Origin of the sequence: Marinagarivorans algicola (assembly GCF_001292705.1) — a bacterium.
Taxonomy (GTDB): Bacteria; Pseudomonadota; Gammaproteobacteria; order Pseudomonadales; family Cellvibrionaceae; genus Marinagarivorans; species Marinagarivorans algicola.
In genome coordinates, this window is record NZ_LGAK01000022.1 from 47,094 (window position 1) to 60,127 (window position 13,034).

Here is a 13,034-nt window from a genome sequence, read left to right on the forward strand (position 1 = left end):
TTTGATAGGCAGAGGTTTTGTCGTGCGCTATGAAGATTTTATCGGCTTAAGTCGCACGTCAGTAAAATTTTTAGGTATGCATATATCGCTAATCAGGTACGCATATTAGTGGGGACTACAGTATTGGCGCTATCTTTTAAATGATTGCTATTCAATGGCAAAAGTCACGCACGATAGCGGTTGGTGATTTTATTTGAATGAAGCGGGCAAGTTGTTACCGGGCTAAGCGGGCTAAAGAGGGTATTGAATGCTGTTTTTTGTTTTAATGAGCCTATGCATTGGAGGGGTAATTGGGGCTTTAATAACCTATGTTATCGCGCTAAGAGGTAAACATACCCAAAAATCACACTATAAAGACGGTATTAATGCATCGACTACAAAAATAAAAGATAAAGTTATTACTGCGCAGGCTAATCATGCGCTAGATGCCGTACTCCTAATTGAAGATGGCGTTTTTATCGGCTGTAATAGTGTTGCCCAAAAAATGTTAGGTTGTCAAAAAGAGGCCCTCTTAGGGAAGAGCTTATTAGATTTTTCACCGCTACAGCAGCCAAATGAGATGTTGTCATCGGAATGCTTTTCTTATTATTTTAAATTGGCAGTAGAGGGAGCAGCACAAAAATTTTTATGGCAATACAAAAAAAATTGTGATAATTTTTTAACGATAGAAATATTACTTTCTCCGGTTGCTGAGCAAAGTGACCGGCCAATCATTATTGCTGTCTTACGAGATATTACCGAATTACAAAAAAACCAAGATGAAATGGTGCAGCAAAAAAAACAGCTAGAATTAATGGTTGAAGGTACTGCAGTTGGAACTTGGGACTGGAATATTCAAACAGGTACGGTGCAATTTAATGAGCGCTGGGCAAAAATTATTGGCTACTCTCTTGAAGAGTTAAAACCTTTAAATATTCATACGTGGTTCAATACTTGTCATCCCGAAGATATGGCGATTTCGCAAGAAGAGCTTAATGCACATTGGGAAAACAAAAAGCCTTTTTATTGCTGCGAGGCTAGAATGCAGCATAAGAAAGGGCATTGGGTTTGGGTATTAGACACTGGTCGAGTGGTTGAATGGGATAGCCAAGGAAATCCGGTGCGAATGGTCGGCACTCATTTGGATATTACCGAGCGTAAAAATGCAGAGGCAATGATTCATACTGTAACGCTGCAGATCAATCGATTTTTTGATTTATCTCCTGATTTTATGTGCATTTTTAATGCAGAAAGTTTTTTTGAAAGAGTGAATAAAACCTTTATTAAAGAATTAGGTTACGATGAACAATATTTACTTAGCCATCCATTAATTGATTTTTTACACCCTGATGACATACCGCATGTTAGGCAAGAATTAAAGCCGCTAGCACATGGTCAGTCAATTATTGATTTTAAAAGTCGACTGCGAACAAAACAGGGTGAATACATTATGTTGCAATGGAGTTGCACGCCAGATGCTAAGACCCAAAAATATTATGCGACCGCGCGTAATATGAGTGCAATTGAGACGCGTGATGAACAACTTAGACGGCTATCTCGCATAGCGCGGGAGACTCGTAATGGCGTTATTATCGCTAATATTAAAGGCGAAATAGAGTGGGTTAATGAAGGCTTTACGCGTATTACTGGGTATACCTTTGATGAGGCTTTAGGTAAAAAGCCCAAAGATTTTTTGCAAGGTGAAAAAACTGATAAAAAAGTGACCGCCGAAATTGGTATAGCCATCAAAGAAGGTAGATCATTTCAAGTTGAAATGATTAATTATACTAAATCAGGTAGACAGTATTGGATCGATATTGAATGTAACCCCATGCTGGATAGTACAGGGCAGTTACAAGGCTTTATGGCCATTGAGAGTGATATTACCGAGCAAAAAAACAATGCAATAGCATTGGCGAATCAACAAAAACTGTTTGAAAAAATGAGCTTTCATGGACGTATTGGGGCTTGGGAGGTAAATCTAGAGACGGGTGAAGTTTTTTGGTCATCGATGACTAAAGCCATACATGAAGTGGCAGATGATTATACTCCTAATATAGAAACAAGTATTAATTTTTATAAAGAAGGGGAGAGTAGAGAGACCATAAAAAAAGTCGTTTCTGAATGCATAGAAAAAGGCCAATCATGGAATTTAGAGTTACAAATTATTACATTAAATGGGCGCGAGCTGTGGGTGGCGGCAACAGGCCAAGCTGAGTTTGACAACGGTCGCTGTATTCGTTTAATGGGGTCTTTTCAAGATATTAATGATCGAAAAATACATCAAGAAATTAACCGTAAAGCACTAAAGCATAGTGAGGCATTATCGCATTTAACAGTAAATACTCATGTGTCGCAGGGTGATTTCTATTTGGCCTCTAAGCATATTACACAAGAGGTAGCTCATGCATTGAATGCAGATAGAGTGAGTATTTGGTTATTTGATGGTGACCTTAAGGCGATGAATTGTAAATATCTATATGTAGATACTGCCAATACACATAAGCGCAATCAATCACTAGATAAAAAGATCATGAACCATGAATTTTATTTTAGTGTTAAAGAGCATCCTGCATTATTTAAGTATTTGCATACTTACCCCATTATTAGCGCTGCTGACACTAAGGCTCATGAAGCTACCTCAGATATCTTAACGACTTATATAAATCCCTTGAATATAGTTTCTATGTTGAGTGTTGTCATTACCGGTGGCGGTGATTTTGTAGGTATGATCTGTATCGAAAATACACAGCAAAAACATTATTGGAGCGTGCCTGAAGAATCTTTTGCTAGTGCAATAGCGACACTTTCATCCAGTATTTATGATAGGGAAGAAAAGAAAAAAACAGAGATAGAATTAAAAAAAGCGATTAAATCAGCAAATGCAGCAACTCAGGCAAAAAGTGAATTTTTAGCGAGTATGAGCCATGAAATTCGCACCCCAATGAACGGTGTTTTGGGGATGCTCGGTTTGGTATTAAAGACTGAATTAACAAAGGAGCAGTACCGTAAAATCTCTATAGCGCAAAGTAGTGCGAAGTCCTTGTTGACTATTATTAATGATATTTTAGATTTTTCTAAAATTGATGCTGGTAAATTAGATCTGGAGTACATCCAATATAGTTTAGAGATATTATTGTTAGAATTCGTCGAATCCATGACCTATCGCGCAGAAGAAAATGGCTTAGAGCTTATGCTCGATTTATCTAAACTTGATGTCAATATTATCATTGGTGATCCTGGTCGATTAAGGCAAATTTTAACAAATCTGGTGGGTAATGCCTTAAAATTCACTCACGAAGGTCATGTTATTATCCGTGCTAAAACTGAGCCTTTAACGAGTGATCAGTTAAAAGTGATTGATGTTGGTGATGCGTCTCAGGATAATCATTCGAATACAAAATTACGTTATCTAAAGCTGACATGTGATGTTGAAGATACCGGAATAGGCATATCAGAAAATATTTTACCAACGTTGTTTGAGGCCTTTACACAAGCAGATGCTTCGAATACACGAAAATACGGCGGCACAGGTTTAGGCTTATCAATTGTTAAGCAGCTATGCGAGGCGATGCAGGGAGAAGTTTACGCCACAAGTACAAGCGGAAAAGGTAGCTGTTTTACATTTTCTATTGTCGTGCAACAAAGCTTGGAGCAACAGCATGCATTACCTGTCGTCAACTTGGAGGGAAAAAGAGTTTTAGTGGTTGATGACAATCCTATTAATTTGCAGGTGATGGTCGAGCAGTTAAGCGCTTGGGGTCTTAATGCAAAAGTGGCCACAGGGGCGATTAAAGCCATAGAGTTGTGTGAACAAGAGTATGCAAAAGGTCAAGTTTTTGATATTGCGTTGCTTGATATGCAAATGCCAACAATTGATGGTGCAACCTTAGGTAAAATATTTAAAAGCGATGAGCGCTTTAAAGATGTCCCTCTTGTTATGATGACCTCGCAAGCCCAAAGAGGTGATGCGGCACAGTTTGCGGCAATGGGTTTTACCGGTTATTTTCCTAAGCCTGTTAATCCCAAGTTACTGTTTGAGGCGATTAAAGTCATATTAGACGATCCTATGGCTTCGCTGAGATATGTGGAGCACTCTCTTGATAATGCTGCTAATGCAACATTGCCGACAGATATTTCACGCTTTGTCACACGACATTTTTTGAGTAACTTCGAGCATAATAAAGACATTGGTATAACTTACTGTCATTCGCAATGGCCTGATAATACGCGTATTTTATTAGTAGAAGATAATCAAATTAACCGTGAGGTTGCTTTAGATTTGCTACTTGACTTAGGTTTGAATACTGATATTGCCGGTGACGGGCAAGAAGCCATAAAACTCTTGAATACAAAAGCACAAGGCCAGTATGCACTCGTATTAATGGATTGCCAGATGCCTATTTTAGATGGCTTTGCGGCCACTAGGGCTATTAGGCAAGGTGGTGCAGGTGATGCCTATAAAGACATTACGATTATCGCGATGACAGCTAACGCGATGAAAGGTGATAAAGAGCGCTGCCTGGCTTGTGGTATGAGTGATTATTTGAGTAAGCCTGTAGAGCCCGAAAAGCTTGAAGCGATGCTTAATAAGTGGTTATGTCGTACCGCAACAGTTGATAATGAACATGCGACACTGAACGATGTGAATCACCCAGTGAATACACGTAGTTTAGCTAAGCTAGATCGTTTGGGCAATCCCAGTCAGGAGGAGTTGGCGCAGGAGGAGGCCCAGCCACTGTCAAAAAATGGGCGTGAGTCAGCTGCTGATGAGCTAAGTACTGATTCGCTAAGTCCTCATGAGTCAAATGATAGTATGCAGACACACAATAATACCGTCTTGCGTATGACTAGCGTGGGTGATGAAGACACTCATGCAGCCAATCCTCAGTCACTATATGCAAGGCCTGAGGCTGCAGTCATTGCCTCACAAAAAGGCAATAGCGAGGTGAATGATTATCCGGAAGGGGTTTGGGATTTCGAAGCGGCATTTAGGCGTACAGGTAAAAAACCGCACCGCCTTGCGACTTTGATTAGTCGGTATACCCAAGAGAGCCCAGAGCTTATTTCTAATATTTTTATGTTTATAGAAGGTGAGCAATTTAAGCAGGCGGCAAGTGCCTGCCACACTTTAAAGGGCGTGGTGGGTAATTTAGGCGGGATTAAAATACTCGAAGTAGTCGAGCAGTTAGAAGAACAGGCAATTGGCCAGGCGCGCGATGAATCGAGTGAACTCGCAGGAAGCCTATTAGTGGCTAATGATATTTTTGTTCAGGCACTCAAAAGTTACGAGCATCAAGCTCCAATACAGTAAAACCAGATGGATTACTCGGGTGTATGGCCTAAAAAGTAACCAATTGGCTTGGCTACTCTCGATGAAGCTCTTTATTGCGCCACAGCGGCTGGTTTGGGTGTCAACTTTAATGGTTTCAATCGATTATATATTTTGCTTGGTTTCCTATTGCACCCTCAGCAGCTAGAATGTGAGTCATTGAAACTTGATAATGAATGCATTCATGGCACACGATTACGCTAAAAAGCCACGCACCAAGACAGCGACAAAAAAAACGACAAAATCCAGTGCTAAACCTCGTCAGCGCACGACTGCTAAATCACCTGTGCCTGGTTGGGTGTGGTTGTTTGTAGGGACTGCAGTAGGGGCTTTTATTATGTTTTTAGTACGCCTATCCGAGGTCGATACGGTTAGGTATTCCTCTTCATCGAGTAAAACACAAGGCCCAAGTACCGCAGAAGCTTCTCGCCAGTATGAGCAGGCGACGAAGCAAAATAATACCAAGGCAAAAATCAACACTCAAAAGGCACCGCCTATGGTAGGCTCCACTACCACTAATGCGGTAAAGTCTACTGATAAGAAGGCAGAAGAGACAGCACAAAATCAAGAGCAAAAGCCGCGTTTTGATTTTTATCATATGCTAAAAGAAAACGAAGTGCCGGTTGCGCAGGGTGGAAGCAAAGCTGAAGTGACAGGTCAGGCTAAATCGCCGCGTATTTTTATTTTACAGGTCGCCTCATTTAAGGCTGAAACAGATGCCGAGCAGTTAAAAGTTGAGCTAATTTTAATGAATCTTGAGGCGCGCTCAGAGAAGGTAACGGTGCGTAATGGTGAGGTGTGGTATCGCGTGCTGGTAGGGCCGTTTGATTCGCGATCAAAATTGGCTAAGGCGCGGGCATCATTGATCTCTAATGGGCATCAAGCGTTAATTATGGAGTATAAAGAAAAGCACAGCGAGTGAGATTAAAATTACTTGTACAGCTTAATCATTGGTTCAAGATCATTGGTTCAAGACTGTAAATTATTTGAAATCTGATGCTCAAAAAACTAAAAAAGCCCGAGAGGCTCATAGAAGATCCATCTTCTATAGATAAGCCCTCGGCAAGAGAGTCTAAGCGGTAACGATCAGTCATTACTCTGACCGTTGTACACTCAGGGGGATGATAAAGACAGGGTGTTAACTTGTGCAAAATAGCGCCCAAAAGGCGGTAGGCAGATGTTGTTGTCGGTGCTAAGATCTGCATCTTGATTTGGGTTGTTGAGCGTTATGATCGTGTTGTAAGGCTGCTTGAGTGTCACGGCAGCATTGCTAAGATTGAATGCACACAATATCACTTGCTTGGCTGTATGGTCATCAGCATGAAGAGTCCGCGTGAAAAGCAGTGTGTTATCTGGACTATTGATAAAATCAATATCGCCACTCATTAGTGCAGGCCACAGTTTGCGCCACGCCATAAATTGCTGAAAGTGTTCTAAAGTAGAGCACGACAGCGCCTTTTGTGTGTTGACGCTTAGTACATTATGGCTTTGTGCCACAGGTAGCCATGGCGCGCCATCGCTAAAACCTGCATTATGTTGGTTGTCATCCCATGGCATAGGCGTACGACAGCCATCTCGGCCTTTAAATTTAGGCCAAAATGCAATACCAAATGGGTCTTGTAAGTCTTCAAAAGCGACATCGGCTTCGGTGAGGCCAAGCTCTTCACCTTGATATACGCATAGGCTCCCTTGCAAGCTAGCTATTAACGCGGTGATCATCTGACTAAACTGGGCGCGTTCGTGAGCCGTTAATTGGTCACCGCCCCAGCGTGATGCAACCCGCGCCACATCATGATTGCTAATTGCCCAGCAAGGCCAGCCCCCTTGGCTACGACTTACAAAACTTTCTACAGTATGGCGAATATGAGCACTTGAAAACTCATCGACTAGTAGCTCAAAGCTGTAAGCCATATGCAAATGTTTGTCGCCATCGGTGTACTCTAGCATTGTCTTGAGTGAATCTTCTGATGATACTTCGCCCAGTGTGGCGGTGCCCGGGTAGCGATTTGTTAAGCTGCGTAAGCGTGCTAAAAAGTCTAAATTTTGTGGCTGTGTATTATTGAAATAGTGATATTGATAGGCGTAGGGGTTATCGCTTGAAAAGCCTCGCCCTTCGCGTTCATCAATAGGTTTGGCTGGGTTATCGCGCAATAGCTCATCATGGAAGCAAAAATTAATGGCGTCTAAGCGCAAGCCATCAATACCGCGTTTTAACCAAAACTCTACTTCATCCAGTATTTGATTTTGTACATGCTGATTATGGAAGTTTAAATCTGGCTGAGACTTTAAAAAATTATGTAAATAATATTGCTGGCGCCTAGGTTCCCACTCCCAAGCGACACCACCAAAAATAGACAGCCAGTTATTAGGTGGGCTGCCATCGGGCTTAGGGTCGGCCCACACATACCAATCGGCTTTTGCATTGGTGCGGCTTTGACGGCTTTCTTCAAACCAAGCATGCGCGACAGACGTATGACTGAGTACTTGATCAATCATAATCTTTAGGCCCAAGTTGTGGGCTTTAGTAATGAGCTCATCAAGATCGTCAAGTGTGCCAAAAATAGGATCTACATCGCGATAGTCACTAATATCGTAACCAAAATCATCCATGGGTGATTTGAAAAACGGCGATAGCCAAATGGCATCAACACCTAGACCTTTAATGTAATCTAATCGCTCGATGCAGCCTCGAATATCGCCAATGCCATCGCCATTAGAGTCTAAAAAACTGCGTAAATATACTTGGTAAATGACCGCGCCGCGCCACCAATCGTTATTGGTCGCGGGCTGTAATTCATTCACAGATAAGGGATTGTTATTTGCTAAGGTCATGTTTACCTCGTCTCTTCGCTATCGTCATACTCTACGGAGCAAATCATTAAGCGACAAGCATATTGCATTCGTATTCATAACCCGATTAGGCAAGTGTTACATTGTCCTACACATGCATACGTATGCAAAAAATCAGTTCCTATGAATACGTATGCATAGGGTTGTTCGTCATAAACCCAAGGACGTACAGTGAATTCACTATGACTAAGGCCTCTTAGTTTTTGAGTAACCAAAAAAATAATAAATCTTTTATCAACCTCTACCTCAAAAGTGCATTAACGTAAACTTTATTAAGCTTGTCTTGAGCGTGAGAGAAAACAGCAATAGTACGAGGGTAACGCTATGACGTCCAAAATGAATCACAATAAGGCTACTACACAACAGCGCTCAGCCTATAAAACAGCCAATCGCTCGGTATTTAAACAGGCCCTTTTGCCCTTGGCGATAACGGCGTTAAGCTACCCCGGCTTATTGCATGCGCAAGAGCAAAAAGCGGCTAATGAGCGCTTTATTGAAGAAGTCTTAGTGACAACTGAACGCCGCACACAAAGCTTGCAAGATGTTGCCGGTACTGTGCAGTCGTTCTCTTCATCTGATTTAGATGACCTAGCTATTAATAGTGATTTTACCAACTTGCAAAATATTGTGCCTGGCTTACAAATTACTAATCAAGAGGGAAAGCTTGAAGTTTATCTAAGAGGTATTGGTTCCTCAGACAGTGACTTTTCATCAGATCCATCGGTTGCTACGCACTACAATGGTGTTTATTTGTCCCGCCCTCGTAGTATTGGCCCTATGTTCTTTGATGTTGAGCGCGTAGAGGTTAATAAGGGTCCGCAAGGCACATTGCGTGGTCGGAATGCGACTGGTGGAACAATTAATATTATATCGAGTAAGCCTAAATTTGACGATGTTGGTGGTTACGTACAAATAGGTTCTGGTAATTTCCATGCGCGCACAATGGAAGGGGTGCTGAATGTCCCTCTGAGTGATGAGTTCGCAATGCGTGCAGCTGTATTTTCTGATTCACACGATTCTTATTTTACTAATGCATATGGCTCTGGAGTAGAGGCGCCAGGTGCTGCAGATAATTCAGCGGCTCGCCTGTCATTTTTGTGGGAGCCAAATGATCAGTTCAGTGCTTATGTCATGGCTGATAAAGTTAAAGAGCAAGGCTCGGGCTACCCTGGTGCTTTTAGTGGGCGAGCATTGTCTGCTGGCTATGACATTGAAGATCTTGACGATCCTTTTAATCAATATTTTCGCTCGGCTGGCCGCATGGGCAATGAAATTGAGGGTATTGCCTCAACATTGAGCTATGACTTTAGTGATGCAGTAACACTTGAGTACAACGCCTCGTACCGTCAATACTCTTTTTACAATGCGAACGCCTCGCGTGAGTGGCAATTGGGCATGGTCTATGATGGTGCCGAAGGTGTTGTAGGTAGTGATGCTGAGTCTATTTATCAGGCATATCAAGATGAAGATTATCGAAACGCTGGTCCGGCTAGTGCATTTCCTGATCGCCTGAATTGGAATGATACTTTTTATCAATCAGAAAAATCATCAACAAGAACGCATGAGCTACGCTTAGTGGGTGAAACAGATCGCTTTATTTGGGCGGCCGGTGTCTTCTTATTTAATGAGTCATTTGATTATTCATCGCAAGAAATTGGCAATGGCTACTTTGGTTACAGTGACTGGTTTGAACCTGGTACCATTAGCGGCTTTCAAGATGGTTTAGGCGGTGAAAATAGAGGCGATAATTCTAGCGTAGAATCAAAAGCGTTTTTCTCTGATGGTACATTTAATATTACCGATAATACACGTATTAAAGCCGGTGTTCGTTTTACTCAAGATAAAAAAACAGCTAATGAGTCAAATGTAAAATATCAATTTAATTTCCCTGCTGAATTATTTGAAGAGTTTGGCCTTCAGGTTGATGATAGTACAAACCCCCTTACAACTGATTTAGTGTTGGGATCTAATGGCTTCGCACTTAAAGGTCCTAATGAGCGTAGCTTAAATAACCCGTCAATTTGTGGTGAGCTATGGAATCGTGCTGATGTTGATGCTGCTCAGTGCGTCAATAATCGCGTTGTGGCTGCAGATGGCACTGTAACTGATTCAGTGCCCAATAAAGATAATAATCTGGATTATTTCTTAGATGGCATTGAATCTTTTGGTGTGAGAGATAATTGGGATGAGTTTTTGCTGCAAAATAGAGATCAAATTGATGTCATTATTCGCTCTGATTTTTATAATGAGCAATACATAACTGATGAAAGCGGCAATAGTGTTTTGGATTTAGATCGTTCTAATTTAACGCATCGCTTATCAAATACTGTGAAAGAGAGCTATGTTGATTGGCGCATTGGTTTTGAGCATGATATCGGCGACAATATGATCTATGGTACGCTATCCACAGGGACGCGATCTGGCGGAATAAATCGCCCAATAAAATTAAGTGATGGTGAACAGCTGGCTCAAACATGGGATCCTGAAAAGCTTACAGTGCTTGAATTTGGTAGTAAAAACACCTTCGATATCATGGGTAACCCTATCAATCTTAATGCCTCATTATTCTATTACGACTACAAAGATAAGGTATTACAAAGTTTAGTAACGGTGCCAAATAGCCGCCGTAATTGTGGTGAAACCAAAACCGATCAATGCACAGATTCATTCGTGTTTAGTGAGAACTCAACTGATGCGACTATCTATGGTTTAGAGTTAGATGGTAATGTATTATTTGATTATGGTTTTGAGGTGACGTGGAACGCTTCGTTTATTGAGAGTGAGCTTAAAAATTCATCAGTACTGGATACACGTGGTGGTGATAGAGTTGTTAATGTAGATGGCAACGCATTACCTAATACCTCAAAGATCAATGCTAACCTATCTTTATCACAAAAGCGTGAAGTTGAATGGGGCAGTATTGATGCTTATAAGTGGACAATCAGCTTATCGCATCGCAGTAAATACTACCTTACTCCCTATAATAATAAAGGTTATGCCGAAGATGCTAAAGGTAATCAAATATCAATACCTTTAAAAGATATGGTGCCTAATAACAATCCCGCATTGGCTGATACCGGCGGCCAAGCCAATGGCCTATTTTTTAGTGATGTAGTACCAAGCTATACACAAGTTAATATGAGCGCAGGTATTAGCGTAGGTGAAAGTATTGAGATAGATGCATTTGTTAATAACCTGACAGAGGAAGTGTATTCTGGTAAAGGTTTTATTAATAACGATGTTAATATTCGCTTTACTAACTCTCCTCGCATTTATGGTGTACGCTTTAAATCATCATTTTAAGAGTAATATAAGCCACTCTTCATGAGTGGCTTAGTTTTTTCTGTGGATAAAAATATGCAAAATAAGCCCCAACTGAATTTTTGGCAAATCTGGAATATGTGTTTTGGGTTTTTAGGTATCCAGTTTGGGTTTGCACTCCAAAATGCCAATGTGAGTCGTATATTTCAAACGCTTGGCGCGAGTATCGATGATATTCCTATTTTGTGGATTGCAGCACCTATAACAGGCCTTGTTGTACAACCGATTGTTGGTTATTTAAGTGATAACACATGGGGGCGTCTAGGGCGTCGCAGACCTTATTTCTTGTATGGCGCTATAGCAACATCGGCAGCGTTATGCTTTATGCCGCACTCGCCAACGCTATGGATTGCCGCGGGTATGCTGTGGATTATGGATGCCTCTATTAATGTATCTATGGAGCCATTCCGTGCTTTGGTGGGTGATAACTTACCTAAAAATCAGCAACCAAAAGGCTATTTAGTGCAAAGCTTTTTTATTGGTGTTGGTGCTATTGTCGCTTCGGCATTGCCTTGGGTTTTTACGAATATATTAAATGTTTCTAATACTGCAGAGGCGGGTCAAATACCCGATTCAGTGACTTATGCTTTTTATGCCGGCGCGGTTATTTTATTTTTAGCTGTGGGCTGGAGTATTATTAAAACGAAAGAATACTCACCAGAGGAGCTGGCTAGTTTTGATGAGCACAATACGATCACAAACACTGAGAGTGTTATCGCCAGCCAGTTTAATACTCAAAAATGTAATCGCTATGCTGTTATTACCGCGCTCGCTGGTGCTGTTATTTTAAGTGCCGTTATTTATTTTGAGCTAGATCAGCAGCTGTATATTTTAGCGGGGTTATTGGCTGTGGCTGCCATTATGCTGTTATCTATTCCCTTTTTACACAACAAAGGCCGGGTTGAAAATGGCTACTATAAAGTGGCTGTTGATTTTTTTAATTTACCCAAAACCATGCGTCAACTAGCACCTGTGCAATTTTGTAGCTGGTTTGCGTTATTTGCTATGTGGATTTACACCACTTCCGCGGTGACATCACACCATTATGGTAGTAGCGATACCACCTCGGTCGCTTATAATACGGGCGCCGATTGGGTGGGTATTTTATTTGCGGCTTACAATGGCTTTGCCGCATTGGCCGCTTTAGTGATTCCAGTTTTAGTCAATAAATTAGGCGTTAAAAAAGCACATTTATTGAATATGGCGCTGGGTGGCCTAGGCTTAGCCTCCATGACGATGATTAACGACCCCGCGTATTTATTGTTATCAATGGTAGGGGTTGGCTTTGCTTGGGCATCTATTTTATCGTTACCCTATGCGATGCTCGCATCGAGCTTGCCTAGCCATAAAATGGGCGTCTACATGGGTATATTTAACTTTTTTATTGTGATTCCTCAAATTCTTGCTGCAACTTTACTTGGGTTTATTGTGAACACCTTTTTTGGTGGTGAAGCCATTTATGCGCTGGTGACAGGTGGTGTGCTTATGGTAGCGGCGGGGTTATTAACCTTACGCGTGAGCACTGATTGAGCCGCAATAATTTTTTATGACT

Annotated in this window: 5 protein-coding genes; 4 read left to right on the forward strand and 1 reads right to left on the reverse strand. The window is 41.4% G+C overall.

The annotated features are described in order from the left end of the window. Positions 1-247: 247 nt before the first annotated feature. Together AC438_RS09190 and AC438_RS09195 are read left to right on the forward strand one after the other, a co-directional pair. On the forward strand, positions 248-5,293 hold the full coding sequence (locus AC438_RS09190) for a PAS domain S-box protein (protein WP_053980963.1): 5,046 nt from the start codon (positions 248-250) through the stop codon (positions 5,291-5,293). Between the two features lie 202 nt (positions 5,294-5,495). Then, complete coding sequence (locus AC438_RS09195) at positions 5,496-6,233, forward strand: SPOR domain-containing protein (RefSeq protein ID WP_053980964.1); 738 nt, start codon at positions 5,496-5,498, stop codon at positions 6,231-6,233. Between the two features lie 191 nt (positions 6,234-6,424). Here the strand turns inward: AC438_RS09195 and AC438_RS09200 are convergent, their stop codons facing one another. After that, the gene (locus AC438_RS09200) at positions 6,425-8,143 is read right to left on the reverse strand and encodes an alpha-amylase family glycosyl hydrolase (RefSeq protein ID WP_053980965.1); all 1,719 of its coding nucleotides are present in this window, start codon (positions 8,141-8,143) and stop codon (positions 6,425-6,427) included. 342 nt (positions 8,144-8,485) lie between these two features. On the opposite strand from AC438_RS09200, the gene AC438_RS09205 reads away from it, so the two are divergent. Together AC438_RS09205 and AC438_RS09210 are read left to right on the forward strand one after the other, a co-directional pair. After that, complete coding sequence (locus AC438_RS09205; protein WP_053980966.1) at positions 8,486-11,464, forward strand: TonB-dependent receptor; 2,979 nt, start codon at positions 8,486-8,488, stop codon at positions 11,462-11,464. A gap of 54 nt (positions 11,465-11,518) precedes the next feature. After that, a complete protein-coding gene (locus tag AC438_RS09210) occupies positions 11,519-13,012 on the forward strand; it encodes an MFS transporter (RefSeq protein ID WP_053980984.1) in 1,494 nt (497 codons plus the stop codon). Positions 13,013-13,034: the final 22 nt, after the last annotated feature.

Bases quoted from the DNA above. Each gene is read 5' to 3' on its own strand.
- AC438_RS09190 (WP_053980963.1), top strand. From the start codon at position 248: ATGCTGTTTTTTGTTTTAATGAGCCTATGCATTGGAGGGGTAATTGGG.
- AC438_RS09195 (WP_053980964.1), top strand. From the start codon at position 5,496: ATGGCACACGATTACGCTAAAAAGCCACGCACCAAGACAGCGACAAAA.
- AC438_RS09200 (WP_053980965.1), bottom strand. From the start codon at position 8,143: ATGACCTTAGCAAATAACAATCCCTTATCTGTGAATGAATTACAGCCC.
- AC438_RS09205 (WP_053980966.1), top strand. From the start codon at position 8,486: ATGACGTCCAAAATGAATCACAATAAGGCTACTACACAACAGCGCTCA.
- AC438_RS09210 (WP_053980984.1), top strand. From the start codon at position 11,519: ATGCAAAATAAGCCCCAACTGAATTTTTGGCAAATCTGGAATATGTGT.